Genomic DNA, 17,131 nt, shown 5'->3' with positions numbered 1-17,131 from the left:
CACGCGTCGAGTCGCGCGTCGAGTCGCGCGTCGAGTCGCGCGTCGAGTCACGTGACGAGATTGGACGCGCTGGCGAGCGGCTCACTCGCCAGGAAGCGTTCGACCTGGTCAAGCAGGCAACGACGGCGCTCATCACCGGCGACGCCGCAGCTCCCGCGCGTGCGGTACGTGCCAAGGCCTTCGATCTGCTCGGGCGTGACAGCGAGAGCCTGAGCGAGCGGAACTTCGAGCGCATCCTGAAGGACGCGCACGACCAGGAGGTCATCGACCTTCGCCGGCGCGGCAACGACTTCGAAGTGTCACTCCCGGCCGAGGTCGCGCCGGTGTCGGAGCAGCTGAATCGAGCCGCGGCCGCGCACGCGGCGGCCACGGCGGCGCCTGCCGCGCCAGCTGCACCGCGCGGGATGGGGCCGCGAGGGGCCCCGTCGCGTGGTGGGCGCGCTCGCGTCCCCGCCGGCCCGCCGCCGGAGCTGCTGCTCGTCGGCGTGGTCGACGACGTCCCTGCACCCGTCGCCGAAAGATCTTCCGCTCCCGCCGTCGCAGCGGACGAGCAGGCACCGGTTGCCAAGGAGACCCGGGGGCGCCGTGGTCGTGGCGGAAAGCCGAAGGCCGAAGCTACCAAGCCCGAAGCCGCCAAGCCCGAAGCCGCCAAGCCCGAAGCCGCCAAGCCCGAAGCGGCCAAGGCCCCGGCAAAGGACGCCGTGAAGGGGGGACGCCCGCCCGCCAAGCAGGCCAAGCAGGCCAAGCAGGCCAAGCAGGCCACGGAGGCCACGGAGGCCAAGGAGGCCAAGGCACCCGGGCAGCCGAAGGCAGCCAAGGGGAGTGACGGCGGGGGGAAGAAGCCCGGGCGCGGAGGACGCGGGGCGAAGGCCAAGACGGCCGCCGCAACGTGACACGCCGTTCGAACGCCGCGCCTCGAGCGCGGCGTTCTCGTCTCGCCACGCCGTATCCCCCGGCATTCTACGATCGGGCGACGGCCGATGTGGCGCGTGACCTCCTGGGGGCGGTGCTCGAGTGCCGCGCCGATGGCGTGGTGACGCGCGGGCGCATCGTGGAGGTGGAAGCGTACCTCGGGGCGCACGACGCCGCGTGCCACGCCGCGGTCGGGCTCACCCCGCGCAACCGCCACCTTCACGGCCCGCCGGGGATTGCCTACGTCTATCGGATTTACGGGCTTCACTGGTGCGTGAATGCCGTCACCCGTGAAGAGGGGCACGGAAGTGCGGTCCTGCTGCGGGCGCTCGCGCCGCTCGAGGGAATCGCCGCGATGCGGCAGCGGCGCGGCGACGTCCCCGATCGCGAGCTCGCCAACGGACCGGGAAAGCTCTGTCAGGCGTTAGGCATCAGCGGGGCGCATGACGGCGTGCGCCTCGATCGCGGCCCCCTCCGGCTGCGCCCCGGCCTCCCGGTCCCCGATGGGCTCGTGCTCGTCACCCCGCGCATCGGCATCACCCAGGCTGCGGAATGGCCGCTCCGGTTCTGCGTGGCTGGGGATCCGCACGTGTCGCGCACCCCGGGACAGCTGCCGCGGCTGACGCTGGACGAGGCCGCCGCGTGGCTGCGCGGCCACGGGATTCGTTAGGCGCTGGGCCGTACGCAACGGGAGCCGGCCCCCCGACCGGGGAGCCGGCTCCAGCGGATCGCACCAGGCAGGAAGGCCTAGTGCAGCTTGTCGATGGCGCCGAGGAGGTTGAAGCGCAACCCCGCCTCGAGGACGTACGTGTTCGCCGCGCCGTTGATGAGGAAGTTGCGGCGCGTCGGCATCGTCGACGCCTGCGCGAAGAACGAGACGCGGTCGACGATCTGGGCCTGTGCGCCGAGCGTGAAGACGGACGACACGCGGCTGCTCTGCTCATCCACCGCCGCGAACACGGAATCCTGCGCCTCGACGCTCCCGTACGTCCCCTGCGGCTCGGCGTTCTGGATCACGTTGATGGCCAGGCCGAGTCCGGCGTAGGGGCGAACCGTGGTGGTCTTGAATGGGAAGAAGTAGACCGCCGCACTGTAGCGCCGGAGGTCGCTGATGCTCACCGGGCGGACCGATCCCACCGAGGAGGCGTCGAACACTCCGGCGGTCTCGTCGAAGAAGGACTGGTCCATCGAGAGGTAGAGCCCGATGTGCGTGCGGGTGATGAGCCATTCGCCGCCGACGCTGGGGGCCGTGACCTTGGAGTTCCCGTCCGCGCCAGTGGTGAACATGGTCGATCCGCCCTTGATTCCCCAGAACCACGAGTCGTTGAAGGTGCGGGGAGCGTTCGACGCCTGCGCGATCGCCATCGTGGGGATCACGGTGGCGGCGGCCAGGGCCAGACGGAACGTGCGAGCGATACGCATACGCAGACCTCGGGAAACGCCGGAGTGGGAGTCAGCGCCGCCCGGGCGTCCCTCCGGCGAGCAGCGCGTTGAACAGCAGCTTGAACGTGCCTACGACTGCCCGCGGTCCTGCGGGCGACAGCCGAACGTGCTCACTCGGCCGCGCCCGCGCCCCGCGAGTCCGCGTCGCCACGCCGACCGGCGTACGCGGTGGGAACCGCGGTGGCAGCCATGCCGCCTCGCGCCTCCCATAAGCTCATGTCAGGGACGAGGACGACGTCGAACTGGTCACGCAGCCGGCCGCGCCTGACGAGAGAATGCGTGGGCGTGATGTAGGGCACGTCGTACGGGTCGAACCGCCGCCGCCTCCAGCGTTCGTTCATTGCTGCCGTCCGCGGCGCGTACAGGGCGATTCGTGGCAGCCGCGACAGTCGCTCGGTGCGCGGGATCACATCCAGCGGCGGGCGCCACGCAAGCGCGCCGCCGACGCCGCTGGGCTGCTCTTTCCATGTTGGCGAGAGCGGGGCGAACCCGCCCAGGGGTGGGCGTCGCGCGCTCCCGTCTCAAACCAGTCCCAGCTTCCCCCCCACCTTCCTGAACGCCCGCACCGCGAAGTCGATGTCATCCCTCGAGTGCGACGCCGAGATCTGGCAGCGCACCCGCGCCGTCCCGTGCGGCACCACCGGGAAGCCGAAACCGGTCACGAACACGCCTTCCGCGAGCATCATCTCGCTCACCTGGATCGCCGCCGCCGTCTCGCCGATGATGATCGGGACGATCGGCGTCTCCCCGGGCAGCGGCTTGAACCCCGCCTCGATGATCTGCTCGCGGAAGTAGCGCGCGTTGTCGCGCAGCTTCTGGACGCGCTCGGGCTGCGCCTCCATCACCCGCACCGCCTGCAGCGCGCTCGCGGCAACGGTGGGGGGCAGGGCATTGGAGAAGAGCTGCGGGCGCGAACGCTGCGTGAGCATGTCGCACAGCGCCGCCGAGCCGGCCACGAAGCCGCCGGCCGCCCCGCCCACCGCCTTGCCTAACGTCGACGTGATCACGTCCACCTCGCCCAGGACCCCCCAGTGCTCGGCCGTGCCGCGCCCGTGCTTCCCCAGGACGCCGGTCGCGTGGCTGTCATCCATGAGGACCACCGCGTCGTACTTCCGCGCGACCTCCAGGATGTCCGGGAGCCTGGCGATGCTCCCCTCCATGGAGAAGACGCCGTCGGTCCAGATCAGCTTGCGCTTGGCCCCCTTGTTGGCCTCGAGCTTGGCGACCAGGTCGTCCATGTTCGAGTGCTTGTACACGGCGGTCGTGCACTTCGTGATCGCCTTGGCCAGGCGGATCGAGTCGATGATCGACGCGTGATTCAGCTCGTCGGAGATGACGAAGTCGCCCTCCTCCACGACCGTCGCGGTGAGCCCCTCGTTGGCGTTCCATGCCGAGACGTAGCTCATCGACGCCTCCGTCCCGACGAAGCGGGCCAGCGCCTGCTCCAGCTCGCGGTGCACGGTGAACGTGCCGCAGATGAACCGGACGCTCCCGGTCCCCGCCCCGTATTTCCGCAGTCCGTCGATCCCCGCCTGCACCACGCTCGGCTCGTCGCACAGCCCGAGGTAGTTGTTGGACGAGAGGATGAGGATCCGCCCGCGCCCCTCCATTTCCACCCACGCCGACTGCGGCGAGTCCAGGTAGTTGAGCGTCTTGTAGACCTTGTCGGCCTTGAGCTTGTCGAGTCGCGCCTGAAGATCGGCGGTGAATGATGCGTTCAGCATGTCGGTGGTGGCTGTCTCGTCTTCTCGTCTTCTCGTCTTCTCGTCTTCTCGTCTTCTCTCAACTGATTTCGAACACGACCTTCCCCGCATCCCCGCTCTTGATCGCGTGGATGGCCTCGTCGTACTGCTCCAGCGGGAAACGGTGCGTGATGACCGGGGTGGGGTCGAACTTCCCCGAACGCAGGAACTGCGACATCTGGATCCACGTGTCGTACATCCGCCGCCCGATCACCCCGTAGACGGTGATCCCCTTGAAGATGATCTCCGTCGCGAAGTTGACCTCCATCGGCCTGGCCGGAATCCCGAGCATCTGCACTCGCCCGCCCAGCCGCACTTCCTTGAAGGCCTGGTGGATCGCCGCGGGGACGCCGCTCATCTCGAGCACCACGTCCACCCCCAGCCCCTCGGTCGCCCGCTTCACGGTCGCCTCGACCTCGGAGGGGTGCACGGCGTCGTGCGCCCCGGCGGCCTTGGCCAGCGCCAGGCGGCGCGGGTTCACGTCGCTCGCGATCACGCGCGACGCGCCGGCGGCGGCGCAGATCCCCACCGCGAAAATTCCGATCGGCCCGCATCCCGTCACCAGCACCGTCGCCCCCGGGATCTCGGTCCCGTGCAACGCGGTGTGGAAGGCGTTCCCCATCGGGTCGTGGATTCCGCCGATCTCGTAGGGGATGTTGGCGTCCAGGTGCCAGACGTTCGTCGCCGGCATCGCGATGTAGTCGGCGAAGCAGCCGTCGCGATCCACGCCGATGATCCGGGTGTTGGGGCAGACGTGCGAATTGCCCGTTCGGCACAGGTGGCACCGCCCGCAGACGATGTGCCCCTCGGCGGTGACGCGGTCACCGATGGCGACGTCGCGAACCAGCGACCCCACCTGCACCACGTCGCCCGCGAACTCGTGCCCCACCGTGAAGGGCGGCTTGCAGCGGTTGCTCGCCCAGTCGTCCCACTCGTGGATGTGGACGTCGGTGCCGCACACCCCCGCGCGTCGCACCCTGATGAGGACTTCATCGTCCCGAATGGTGGGTTCCGGGACGTCCTTGAGGGTGAAGCCAGGACCGGCCGAAGACTTGACGAGCGCGCGCAATGTAGGGGTGGTCGAGAGGACGGGAAGCGAGACGAGGCGCGGGCGGCTCGTTGCACCTCCGCCCACGTGCACCCCTGAATCAACCGCCCCCTCCTCCCGCAATCAAGCACCCAGCAGTTCTCGCCCTCTCGTCCTCTCGTCTTCTCGTCTTCTCGTCTTCTCTATATCAGCGACGAGATCTGCCCACCGTCGACCTGGATCGCCGTCCCGGTCACGAACGATGCACGCTCGCTGGCGAGGAAGGTCACGACCGCCGCGAACTCTCGCGGGTCCCCTGATCGCCCCATCGGGATCCCGGCCTGGCGCACGGCAAGAACTTCCTCGACCGGACGCTGTTCACGCGTCGCCCGCATCTGCGCGAGCTCGATCGCGCGCGCGGTGTCGAAGTGTCCCGGCAGCACGGTGTTCACGAGGACGTTGTCCTTCGCGACCTCGTTGGCCAGCGTCTTGGCGAAGCCCAGGAGTCCGGCGCGAGCGGTGTTCGACAGGATCAGTCCCTGGATCGGCATCTTCGCCGCCATCGACGTCAGGAAGAGCACCCGTCCCCACCGGCGCGCGCGCATCCCAGGGACGACCGCGCGTGCCAGCCGGATCGATGCCATGAGGTTGAGGTTGAGCGCCGACTGGTACTGCTCCTCCGTCGTCGACTCGAACAGCGTGGACGGTGGTCCCCCGGCGTTGGCGACCAGGATGTCCACCGGACCAAGCGTCGCTTCCACCTCCTGCGCGATGGCTGCAGCCGCATCGGGGGCCCCGACATCGGCGGCGATCGCCACCACCCGCCCGGTGGTGCGCTGCGAGATCTCGGCGGCATGCCGTTCCAATTCCTCCCTGCGGCGGGCGACCATCACCACGCTTGCCCCTTCCTGGCTCAGTTCATTCGCAATGGCGAGTCCGAGCCCGCTCGAGGCGCCGGTGACGAGGGCGATCCTGTTCCTGAGACCCAGATCCATGAGAAGACGAGAAGACGAGAAGACGAGAAGACGAGAAGACGAGCCTATCGCGCCGCTGCCGCCGCAGACGAACCGATTGCCGGCTCACTGCCCACGCCCTTCACCACCCGCACGGCGCACACCTTGAACTCCGGGATGTGGGCGTAGGGGTCGAGGGCGGGGTTGGTCAGCAGGTTGGCGGCGGCTTCGCGGTAGTGCATCGGGATGAACACCTGCCGCCTGGCGACGCGATCCGACAGGCGCACCGCGATGCTGATCTGCGCGCGACGCGACGACACCAGCACCGCTTCACCGTCGCCGACGCCGAGTTCCCGTGCGTCCGCGGGGTTGAGCTCCACGATCGGCGTCGATTCGCGTGCATCGAGGGCGAACGAGCGGCGGGTCATCGTCCCGGTGTGCCAGTGGTACATCTGGCGCCCCGTGTTGAGCAGGAACGGGAACTCCTCGTCCGGTAGCTCGGCCGGAGGGAGGAACTCCACCGGGTAGAAGGTCGCCCTCCCGTCCGTCGTCGGGAACGCGTCGGCAAAGAGGAAGTCGGTCCCCATGTGCTCGGAGTCGTGCACCGGGTACTGCAGGCCGCGGTTGTCCTCCAGTCGCGCGTGCGAGACCCCGCGCCACGACGGCGTGACCCGCGCGATCTCGTCCATCACCTCGGCCGCGTCACGGAACGGCGTGGGCAGCCCGATCCTGTTCGACAGCTCGATGAGGATGTCGAGGTCGCGGCGGGACTTCCCCGGCGGGGGGACGGCCGCGCGCGAGAGTTGGATGCGCCGCTCCGTGTTGACGAACGTCCCATCCTTCTCCGCGAACGATGACCCTGGGAGCACCACGTCCGCGTAGCGTGCCGTCTCGGTCAGGAAGAGGTCCTGCACCGCGAGGAACTCCAGCCCGCGGAACCAGTGCTCGGCGTGTGCCACCTCGGGATCGGAGAGGATCGGGTTCTCTCCCATGATGTACATCCCGCGAACCGGCGACGACTCGTCCACGATCTGCGTGACCTTGAGCCCGGCCGTGAGCGGGATGCGCTCGTCGGGGACGCCCCACGCCTGGGCGAAGACGTGACGCACGGCCGGATCGGTCACCGGCTGGTAGTCGGTGTAGACCATCGGGATCGCCCCGACGTCGCTCGCGCCCTGCACGTTGTTCTGCCCGCGGATCGGGATCATCGCTGCGCCCCAGCGTCCGATCATCCCGGTGGCGAGGATCAGGTTGAGGAGCGACGTGACGATGTCGGTCCCCGTGGAGTGCTGGCTGAGCCCCATGGCCCACAGCGTCGCCGAGCGGGGGCCACGGGCGTACAGCTCGGCGGCCTCGCGAATGAGGTCGGCGCTCACCCCGGTGATGTGCGACGCTCGCTCGGGGGTGTACGGGGCCACCGCCGAGCGCACGCGGTCGAAGTCGTGCGTGCGCCCGGCGATGAAGTCGCGATCCTCGAGCCCCATCGCCAGGATGTGGTGGAGCATTCCGTTCATCAGGGCCACATCGGTCCCCGGGAGCGCCTGCAGGTGGATGTGGGCGCGGGTCGCCAGCTCGATGCGGCGCGGGTCGCAGACGATGAGCTTTGCCCCTCGCTTGAGCGCGCGCTTGATCGCGGCGCCGAAGACGGGGTGCGATTCGGTCGTGTTGGCGCCGAGGAGGAAGATGACGTCGCTCTCGTGCTCGATTTCGCGCATCGAGCCGGAGGCCGCGCTGGTGTTCATCGCCCGCTGCATCGCGCTCACCGAGGAGGAGTGACAGAGGCGCGTGCAGTGGTCCACGTTGTTCGTCCCCAGCCCGGCCCGGAACATCCGCTGGAGGACGTAATTCTCCTCGTTGCTGCACTTGGCCGACTGGAAGACGGCGAGGGACTGCGGGCCGCGGTCGTCGCGCAGGCGGACGAGCTCCTGCGCCACGATCTCCATCGCCTCGTCCCACGTGGCTTCCCGGAACGGCTCGTACCACGACGACGGGGTGGCGACGCGGTCGCGCGGATCGCCGAGTGAGGCGAGCCCCGTGGGGCTGCGCTTGAGCGGGTTCGTGCGTGGTCCGCGCTTGGGCTTCAGCCCTTCGTCCTTGATGAGATCCCACGGCCCACCGCGGCGCGGCCAGGTGGGTGCGTTGTCGTGCGTGGGGTCGAACACCCAGCGCCCGTCGCGCTTGATCCATCCGCGGCGGACGAGCGGCGTCGTCAACCGGTCGCGGTGCAGCACGAAGTCCGTGCCGAAGCGCCCCTTCACGCACGTCGACCCCTTGTTCGGCGTGTTTTCCTCGATCCAGGGGGACTTCACGTGGATGACCTTGTCGTCCCGCACTTGCAGGTCGAGCTGGCAACCGACGGCGCAATACGGGCAGACGCTGCGCACCGTCCGGTCGATGGGAGGCATATCGTTGGACGCCGGTCGGTCGACCACCTGGCCGTTCGCCGCCCGGACGGCCATCGGGATGATGTCGTGGATCGCCCCAGTGGGGCACACGCGCACGCACTCGCCGCACCACGTGCAGCCGGCGTGCTCGGGGTTGCCGTCGGCGCCCACGATGATCTGGGCCTGGTCACCGCGATGCGCGACGTCGAGCACGCCGACGACCTGGATGTCCTCGCATGCCCGTACGCAGCGCGTGCACAGGATGCAGGTGGACATGTCGTGCTGGATGATTGGGTCGCCGTCGCGCTCGTCGCCGGTGCGGAGGGGGAGTCCGGCGCGTCGCGTCGTGGGGACGTCATAGCGTCGAACGAGCGCCTCGAACTCGTTGCGGTAGCCGCCGGCGGGGATCTCCTCCGTCGGATAGCGCTCGAGCAGCATGCCGAGCACACCCTGGCGGCTCTTCACGGCGGCCTGCGATTCCGTCGTGACGACCATGCCGTCGGTGGCCTGCGTGGCGCAGGCGGGGACGAGCTTGGCGTTGCCCTCCACCGAGACGAGGCAGATGCGGCAATTGCCGACGGTGGGAAGGGCGGGGTACCAGCAGAGTGTCGGGACGTCGATCCCCATCGTGCGCGCGGCGTCGAGGATGGTGGCGCCGGGGGCGAACGAGGTGACGTGGCCGTCGATGGTGAGCATCGGCATGGTGGCAATCCGGGTGCGCGGGCGCGATGCCCGATCGGGTGGAGTATGCCGCCCGGGAGGCGGGGCGTCCAGCGTCCCGGGCGGCCGGGCTGATCCCGGGGCGGACGGCATGGGCCGCCTAACGAGGATGCGATCGCCCTCCGTCGCCGGCCGCACGCCAGGGGGTTGTATTGCGCGCCCGACGGCGCGTTCATATATTCGCGTCCAGCACCTATCGCGTGCGCGCGAGGACACGGCGTGGCAACATCACGAAGAGAGTTCCTCCACAACGCATCGCTTGCGGCCACTTCGCCGATCATCCCGGGACGCCCTCCGGCGCCGGACGTCGAGCGGGGATGTTTCGCCTCCCCCTGCGCCGACGCACTCCTCCATCAGCATCTCCCCCGCTCCGCATCCGCCAGGTGGAACTTCCACGGGGGGCGGCAGGTGCAGCGCGCACGCTGCCTCCGAAATTCGCGAACTGCAACTTTACGAGTTGATGTAGGGCATTGTAGATTGGTCGCGAGTTGAAACGCGCCGAGTTGTCAAGTCGTCCATTGACGGAGTGCGCAACGCGCGTCGACACGATTGCTGCTGTTTTCAAGGCTGTTGGTGTTTTCGACATAGCGCCGTGGTTTGGCGCGAAGGACCAGCCGGATGCGAATGCTCCGGTTGCTGCCGACCGATCCACCGGGGGATCGGACCGGTGATCCACACCAGACCAGGAGATACTCTCATGGCTGCGAAGAAGAAGACTGCCAAGAAGGCCGCGAAGAAGACGGCGAAGAAGGCCGCCAAGAAGACCAAGAAGCGCTAGTTCTTCGAGGTCCCGAAACAACAAGAAAGCCGGCGCGATCCATTGCGCCGGCTTTCTTGTTGTTGAGATGGTCTCGGGATGCCGTTACGCGGCCATCGCCGACTTCGCGTCCCGGGTGTGGATCGTCGGCGGGGTATCGTCGTCGGGGACCGGTCCCCACACGTAGGCCCACACCCGTGGCGGTGGTTCGTCCCGGCTTCCGCGCGAGATCACGATTCCCACCGGCTCCTCGTCCTGGACGCCCTGACCTCGCTCTGCCATGCGTCGCCCTCCTTCATATAGTAGGTGCCTCGCCCGGCCATGCCGCACCTGCGATTCGCCGGGTGGTGCGTCGGATAATTGGGGGCTCGCCCCCGGGGCATTGCGGATCCGGCCGCAGCCGGCGAGAACGGTTCGCCGAATGCGGCCGGTCGCGAGGCGCCGCTGTCGATCCCCTCGCACGCACCTACTATGGCAGCAGCCGTGCCATCGGGTGCTGCCACGCTAAGCCATTGACTGTAGGTGACTTGCAGTGCAATTCACACTGGGGGGCTCGCTGTTGTGTCGCAAAACGACACGTAGCGTTCCGACACGCCGTGTCGGAAAATTCGCCCTACCGTCTGGTCCCTCAGGCCACCTGCTTCCGGGCCATGAAGGTGCGCGCGGCGCTCTCGTCGCGAACGATCGAGACGTCCCATCCGTGGTAGCGGGCGCGCAGCTCGTCCAGCTCGATCGCGGCGTTGCCGGCGACGAGCGTCTGCACCAGGTGCACGCCGCCATCGAGCGTCGCGCTCTTGAGGATCTCGATCACACGCTCGCGCTGGTCGGTCGTGAGGCGCTCGAAGGCAGCGGGGGAGCAGACCACCGCATGCAGGGGCGACTCGGGATACCATGCCTCGAGCCCGCTCACGCATCCGTTGACCCGCGACGTCAACCCGACCACCCCGGCGGCCGCCATGACCTTCTCCACGATCTCGGGGTCCTCTTCGACGGCCGTCACCTGGCAGCCATTGGCGACGAGATACATCGCGGTACCTTCCTCCCTGGCGCCGACGACCAGCACGTGGGCCTCGGCGTCCGCGGGAATCTCCCGCACGATCGGGGCGTCTGCGCTGAGCCCCCAGCGTTCGGGACGGCGGTACTCGGCGAGGAGCTTGAGACGGCGGCGCCGCCACGTCGCGTAGGTGGGAATGCGGAGCCGCCGCCGGATGATGCGGTCCACCTCGTCCCAGATGAGGAGTTCGTCGAACGCGAACTGCTCCGCCGCCCGCAGGTTGGCCACCGCTTCGTCGCCGATGCGGAGGATCGCTGAACGGGGGATCGAGTCCTTGTAGTTCTCGATCTCCTGCTCGACGAAGATCTCGTACTCGTGCTTGAGAGATCGCTGCGGTTGTGACGCCATGCACCCACGCCTGTTAGGCTGCCCCAAACCTACGGACTCTCGTAAGGCGCGCAAGTGGTTTCGCCATTCACTCGTTAGATTTTCCAGCGCCTGCCTGACGATTCAGCGTCCACGGCGCGCGTATCCCGTCGTATCGCTCCACCGGCAGGTCGCCCTGCACGCTGTCCCCACTGCCGTTCCCACTGCCGTTCCCACTGCCGTTCCACTCGTCATGCACCCACCCTCATGACCGAACTGCGCCACGTTGCCGATGGCATCGCCTGCGGCGACCTCCTGCACCTCGCGCGTCCGGAGGCGATTGCCACCTACCTGGTCGAGACGCGTGATGGACTCGCCGTCGTCGATCCCGGCCCCTCGTCCTGTCGTGAGGCACTCGACCAGGCGATCCGCGACTTCGGCGCCGCGCCCGGTGACCTCCGTCACGTGCTCCTCTCGCACATCCACCTGGACCACGCCGGCGTCACCGGGACGCTCGCGCGCGAGAACCCGGCGCTCCGGGTGTACGTGCACGCCCGCGGCGCCCCGCACATGGCCGACCCCACGCGCCTGCTCGACAGCGCGCGCCGCATCTACCAGGACGACTTGCCCCGCCTCTGGGGGGCCTTCGAGCACGTCGACGAGGGGCAACTCGTGGTGCTGCACGGCGACGAACACCTCCGCATCGGCGAGCGCCGCCTGACGGTCGCCTACACGCCGGGACATGCCTGGCATCACCTCTGCTACCTCGACGAGTCGACGGGAATGGCATTCGTCGGCGACGTCGCGGGCGAGGCATCGCAGCATGGGACGCCTGCCCTCCCCGCCGCGCCGCCGCCCGACATCGACCTCGAATCGTGGAAGCCGAGCCTCGACCGCATCGCCGCGTGGGGGCCCGACGCGCTGCTGCTCACCCACTTCGGCCCCGTGCGCCACGTCGTCGCCCACCTCGACGCCCTCTGGGATCGCATCATCTCCTGGAGCCTTGCGGTACGCGCCTCGCTCGCGTCCGGCGAGCACGATGACGCGCGCGCCGACGCCTTCGCCGATGCCGAACTCGCCCGGCTGAGGAGTGGGCTGACCCCCGAGCAGGGCGTGCACATCGATCGCGACACGATCCGCTCGTCGTGGTTCGGCTTCGCGCGCTACTGGCGCAAGAAGGCGGAAGCCACCGCCTGACGAGCGGCCGTGCCCGAGCTCCCCGAGGTCGAATACGCGGCGCGGATCGCCCGCGCCGCGTGCCAGGGCAAGCGCATTCGAGAGGTGCGATCCTGCCACCCCTCGCAACGGCGGACCCTCCCCGATGTCGTCGCACGGACGCTCGCGGGAGACGTGGTGCGCGAGGTGCGCCGCTGCGGGAAGCACCAGCTCTTCCAGCTGGCGAGCGGGCGCACCATCCACGTGCACTTCCGCATGACGGGTGACTGGTCGGTGGGCGAGGCAGCGCCTCCCGTGCACCGGTTCGCGCGCGTCATCCTCGACTTCGACGACGGGACGCGGCTCGCCCTCGTCGACACCCGTGCGCTGTCGCACGTCTCCGTGCACGCGGCGGGCGAATCCCCGCTCCCCGACCTCGGCCCCGAGGCCACCGCGCCGGAGTTCGACGCGGCATGGCTGGCCGCGCACCTCGCGCGACGTCGCGCCCCCGTCAAGCCGATTCTCCTCGACCAGCGCGTGGTGGCCGGGATCGGGAACATCTATGCGTCCGAGGCGCTCTGGTACGCCCGCGTCGATCCCCGTCGCCCGGCGCACCGTCTCTCGAGCGACCGGGTCGCCGCCATCGTGGCTGGCGTCAAGCGCACCATGCGCAAGGCGCTCGCGCACCCCGAGCGCTACCACGGCGCCGCTGCGGTGCGCGACGCGGTCCGCTTCAACGTCTACGATCGCGAGGGACGCCCCTGCCGACGTTGTCGTGCCCCCATCTCACGGCTCACGCAGGCAGGGCGCAGCACCTACTTCTGCCGCAGCTGCCAGAAGGGATGACCGGCGACGCCGCGCTACCCCGCGCTGCCTCGCCGGCGCTCCGTTCGTCATCCTACCACGCGATCCCGTAGTCCTCGCCATGGTTCGACGCCGCGCCCCAGAACGTCCGGTGCTTGCGGTCGAGCCAGATGGCCGTGATCGGTCCCGAGGTGAGGCGCTCGAACTCCAGGGTGTATCCCATGCGGCGCAGCTCCGCGCGCGTCCAGTCGGGAACCGACTCCGCCAGGAGCAACCGCCCCGGGCGCGACTCGTGCGCCCCGAACGAGGAGCGCATCTGGTACGAGTTGATGTTCGCCGCCTCGGCCGCCTCCTGCGGCGTCATCCCGAACTCGACGGTGTTGAGGAAGAACTGCAGGAGGTTCTGGTCCTGGGAGTCTCCCCCCTGGACGCTGAAGGCCAGGTACGGCTGGCCTTCCTTGAGCGCGAGCGACGGCGTCAGCGTCACGCGGGGCCGCTTCCCGGGGGCAATCACGTTGAAGGGGCCGTCGCCAGGGTGCGTCACGAAGCTCTGCGCGCGCTGGCTCAACCCCACGCCGGTGCGCCCCGCGATCACCGCCGGGATCCACCCCCCGCTCGGCGTCACCGAGATCACCCACCCCGACGTGTCGGCCGCCTGGATCGACGTCGTCCCCGAGTAGAACGCCTCGTCGAAGGTGAGGGCGCCGAGCGAGTCCCCGACGCGGTCCTGCTGACCGCTCTTCGGCATGTCGGCCGGTGCCCCCGTCACGCTCCACTTGTCCAGTAGCTCGCGGAAGGGGTTCGTCCCGCCCTGGTACGGGTACGGATCGCCCGGCTTGATGGTGGCGTCGTTGCGGTCCCAACGGATCTGCCCGTAGCGTGCCTTCGCGTATTCCTTCGAGAGGAGCCCCGGCATCGGCTCGTCAGGCGCAAAGCTCGGGTCGCCGTAGTAGAAGTCGCGGTCGGCGAAGGCGAGCGACATCGCCTGGTATACCGTGTGGATGTAGCGCGTCGAGTTGTAGCCCATCGACTTGAGGTCGGCGTTCTCGAGGATGTTGAGCGCCTGCAGCAGCGCGGGCCCCTGCGTCCACTGCTGCAGCTTGTAGACGTCGATGCCGCGGTAGTTGGTCGACAGCGGCTCCTCGATCTTCACCTTCCAGTTCGCGAGGTCCTCGCGCGTGAAGAGCCCGCCCTCCTCACGGACGCCGCGCACGATCTCCTCGGCGATGTCGCCCTTGTAGAAGCGGTCGTATGCCGCGTAGATCGCCTCCTTCCGGCTCTTCCCCTGGCGCCGCGCCGTCCGCTCCGCCTCCACGAGCTTGCGCAGCGTCGTCGCCAGGTCCTTCTGCGCGAAGATCTCGCCGGCCGCCGGCGCCTCGCGCGCTTCGCCGAGGTGGGGGAGCATGACCTCGCGCGAATACTTCCATTGCTTGAGGCGCGCCTTGTTGTTCTCGATCGAGTTCGCCGTCTGTGCGTCGATGGGGTATCCATCCGCCATCTGGATGGCGGGCGCCAGGACGTCGGCCAGCGACAGCGTCCCGTATTCGGCCAGCATCGTCATCAACCCGCCCGGAGTTCCCGGAGTGACGGCGGCGAGCGCCCCGAACTCGGGCGGGGTGTTCATGCCGCGCGAGCGATAGAACTCGGCGGTCGCGCCAGTGGGAGCGACGCCGAGCGCGTTGATCCCGATGACCTTCTTGAGTCCGGGATGATAGATGAGCGCCTGGGTCTCGCCCCCCCAGCTCAGGACGTCCCACATGGTGGTGACCGCGGCGAGCATGGCGCACGCGGCGTCGATGGCGTTGCCTCCTTTCTGGAAGATCGTGGCACCGGCGGTGGCGGCCAGCGGCTTCCCCGTGACGGCGACCCAGTGGCGTCCGTGCAGCGGCGGCTTCTGGGTGCGTTGTGCGGTGAGCGTCGGCGCGGCGAGCGCGAGGGCGGCGCCGACGCCGAGCGTCAGGCGCGGGAGGAGGCGAGCGCGAAGGGCGGACGGCCGAACGCCGGCGGGGCGTACGTCGGGCGGGCGGGTGGCGGACATCGGGGCGTCGGCGTTAGGGGAAGGAGCGTGTGCGGAGGGATCGCCTCTGAAGGAGGCGCGTGTGAAGGGATCGCGTGTCGAGCGGCTTTGCTACCGAGAGAACGCGCGATCGCGCCCCCCCGCTGTCCACTCGTCTTCTCGTCTTCCCGTCTTCTGCCCCTCTCAGTCCATCGCCTCCAGGATCGCGCCCTTGAGGTAGCCGGACTCGGGGATGGTGAGGATCTCGGGGTGGTCGCTGGGTTGGTTGCAGAGCTCGCGGAGGGCGATGGGGCGGGCGCTGTCGGCGGCGGCGCCTTCGAGCATCTCCAGGAAGAGCGGCTTGCCGAGGTGGTAGCTGCAGCTGGCGGTGAACAGGATGCCGCCGGGGGCCAGGAGGCGCAGGGCGCGGAGGTTGATGTCGTGGTAGCCGCGGAGGGCGGCGGGGAGGGAGGGGCGGTTCTTGGCGAAGGCGGGGGGGTCGACGACGATGGTGTCGAAGCGTTCGCCGGCGCGCTCGCGCTCGCGGAGGTCATCGAAGACGTCGGCCTCGACGAAGGTGATGTTGGTGCGGCCGTTGCGTGCGGCGTTCTCGCGGGCGCGCTCGAGCGCCGCGCCTGACGAGTCGAGGGCGACGACGCTCGAGGCGTTCGCCGCCAGATGCAGCGCGAACGAGCCGTGGTAGGCGAAGCAGTCGAGCGCGCGACCGCGGGCCAGCTGGCCGATGCGGTGCCGGTTCTCCCGCTGGTCGAGGAAGGCACCCGTCTTCTGGCCGGTCCAGGGGGCGGCGAGGTACTTCACGCCATGCTCGTGGACCTCGATCTCGCGCGGGACGTCGCCGAACAGGAGGGTGGTCTCGCGGGAGAGCCCTTCCCGATCGCGCACCCCGGCGTCGTTCCGGGCCAGGACACCCCGGCACCCGGTGAGACGGACCAGCGCGGCGACGATCTCCTCCCGGAACGCCTCGAGCCCGGCGCTCAGTAGCTGGACGACCAGCCAGCGGTCGTAGCGGTCGCAGACGAGCGACGGGAGGGCGTCGCCTTCGCCATGGACGAGACGGAACGCCGAGCTGTGCCGCAGGAGGTCGTCGCGCCGGGAGACGGCGCGCGCCAGGCGATCATGCCACCACTGCTCGTCGAGCTGGGCCGGCGTCTCGCGGTCGACGAGACGAAGGGAGATTTCCGAGGTGGGGGACCAGAGGGCGACGCCGATGGGGCGTCCGCGAGGGTCCTCGACACGCACGGCTCCCGCCGGGGCGTTCGGGAAGCGGACGACGTCGCTCTTGAAGATCCACGGGTGGGCGCGTCGCCAGCGGGCGGCGCCGCGGGCGGAGACGACTGCGAGGTCCATGGCCATGGCCCCCAAGGTAGCGGAGCGGTGCTGGGGGCGCGCTGTCCGAGGGCAGGGGAGGGAGGAGCGGGAGGGGGGCGAGGAGTCGGCGGGGCGCAGTCGTTGTATTAGCGGAATTCTCGTCGCGTGTCGGGCGAGTGGGGGTTGAACTGCGCCTCGGAGCTATGTACTATACGCCCCCTTTCGTCACCAGCACGTGATCGCGCTTCGGCGCGTGTTACGGCACCGTGGATTCGCGCGAGCGGTCGCGGGGGGACGGATGGTTGTTGATGCTCGAATGGACACCGTGCGGTTGCCGCCGGTTGCTGATTGAAAAGCGAAGGTCAGGGAAGATCGTGGGAAGTGAATCCTTATTGCTGTCGGGACGCGCGAGCGTTTCGGCGGTGAAGAGATTGCTTGATCACAAAGAGTAGTAGATCGCGCGTGCTCTGCTTGACGAAGAAGGGGTCAAGCGAGCGAAAGCATGTGGGGGATGCCTGGGTACACAGAGGCGATGAAGGCCGTGGTAAG

The 17,131-nt window shown here is 69.0% G+C and carries 12 protein-coding genes, 1 rRNA gene and 1 pseudogene; 5 read left to right on the top strand and 9 right to left on the bottom strand.

The features are described 5' to 3' along the window. Window positions 1-893 (top strand): annotated as a pseudogene (locus tag ABS52_18070) (hypothetical protein). 89 nt (window positions 894-982) lie between these two features. Beyond that, a complete protein-coding gene (locus tag ABS52_18065; GenBank protein ID ODT00720.1) occupies window positions 983-1,582 on the top strand; it encodes a hypothetical protein in 600 nt (199 codons plus the stop codon). Between the two features lie 77 nt (window positions 1,583-1,659). On the opposite strand, the gene ABS52_18060 is transcribed toward ABS52_18065, so the two are convergent. The 7 genes from ABS52_18060 to ABS52_18030 all read right to left on the bottom strand — a co-directional run bounded on the left by ABS52_18060 (window position 1,660) and on the right by ABS52_18030 (window position 11,340). Next, window positions 1,660-2,334: a hypothetical protein gene (locus ABS52_18060; protein ID ODT00719.1), complete on the bottom strand. Its 675-nt coding sequence runs from the start codon at window positions 2,332-2,334 to the stop codon at window positions 1,660-1,662. Between the two features lie 131 nt (window positions 2,335-2,465). Then, window positions 2,466-2,696: a hypothetical protein gene (locus ABS52_18055; GenBank protein ODT00718.1), complete on the bottom strand. Its 231-nt coding sequence runs from the start codon at window positions 2,694-2,696 to the stop codon at window positions 2,466-2,468. Between the two features lie 180 nt (window positions 2,697-2,876). After that, window positions 2,877-4,076, bottom strand: coding sequence for a glycine C-acetyltransferase (locus ABS52_18050; GenBank protein ID ODT00722.1), 1,200 nt, complete (start codon window positions 4,074-4,076; stop codon window positions 2,877-2,879). Window positions 4,077-4,137: 61 nt separating this feature from the next. Further along, complete coding sequence (locus ABS52_18045) at window positions 4,138-5,166, bottom strand: L-threonine 3-dehydrogenase (GenBank protein ODT00717.1); 1,029 nt, start codon at window positions 5,164-5,166, stop codon at window positions 4,138-4,140. Window positions 5,167-5,327: 161 nt separating this feature from the next. Beyond that, window positions 5,328-6,119, bottom strand: a complete 792-nt coding sequence (locus ABS52_18040; GenBank protein ODT00716.1) for a hypothetical protein — start codon at window positions 6,117-6,119, stop codon at window positions 5,328-5,330. Between the two features lie 44 nt (window positions 6,120-6,163). After that, window positions 6,164-9,163 carry a formate dehydrogenase subunit alpha gene (locus ABS52_18035; protein ID ODT00715.1) on the bottom strand — a complete coding sequence of 1,000 codons (3,000 nt, stop codon included), beginning with the start codon at window positions 9,161-9,163 and terminating at the stop codon, window positions 6,164-6,166. 1,403 nt (window positions 9,164-10,566) lie between these two features. Continuing rightward, window positions 10,567-11,340 (bottom strand): hypothetical protein, encoded by a 774-nt coding sequence (locus ABS52_18030; GenBank protein ID ODT00714.1) that lies wholly within the window; start codon window positions 11,338-11,340, stop codon window positions 10,567-10,569. A 225-nt stretch (window positions 11,341-11,565) separates the two neighbouring features. On the opposite strand from ABS52_18030, the gene ABS52_18025 reads away from it, so the two are divergent. Together ABS52_18025 and ABS52_18020 are read left to right on the top strand one after the other, a co-directional pair. Further along, a complete protein-coding gene (locus ABS52_18025) occupies window positions 11,566-12,495 on the top strand; it encodes a hypothetical protein (protein ID ODT00713.1) in 930 nt (309 codons plus the stop codon). Between the two features lie 9 nt (window positions 12,496-12,504). Continuing rightward, window positions 12,505-13,299: a hypothetical protein gene (locus ABS52_18020; protein ID ODT00712.1), complete on the top strand. Its 795-nt coding sequence runs from the start codon at window positions 12,505-12,507 to the stop codon at window positions 13,297-13,299. A gap of 52 nt (window positions 13,300-13,351) precedes the next feature. Here the strand turns inward: ABS52_18020 and ABS52_18015 are convergent, their stop codons facing one another. Further along, window positions 13,352-15,217 carry a gamma-glutamyltransferase gene (locus ABS52_18015; protein ID ODT00721.1) on the bottom strand — a complete coding sequence of 622 codons (1,866 nt, stop codon included), beginning with the start codon at window positions 15,215-15,217 and terminating at the stop codon, window positions 13,352-13,354. 240 nt (window positions 15,218-15,457) lie between these two features. Beyond that, window positions 15,458-16,621 (bottom strand): hypothetical protein, encoded by a 1,164-nt coding sequence (locus ABS52_18010; GenBank protein ID ODT00711.1) that lies wholly within the window; start codon window positions 16,619-16,621, stop codon window positions 15,458-15,460. A gap of 445 nt (window positions 16,622-17,066) precedes the next feature. On the opposite strand from ABS52_18010, the gene ABS52_18005 reads away from it, so the two are divergent. Then, window positions 17,067-17,131 (top strand): 23S ribosomal RNA (locus ABS52_18005); the annotation flags it as partial.

Source organism: Gemmatimonadetes bacterium SCN 70-22 (genome assembly GCA_001724275.1).
Taxonomy (GTDB): domain Bacteria; phylum Gemmatimonadota; class Gemmatimonadetes; order Gemmatimonadales; family Gemmatimonadaceae; genus SCN-70-22.
This window is presented reverse-complemented; position numbering and strand designations above follow the sequence as displayed.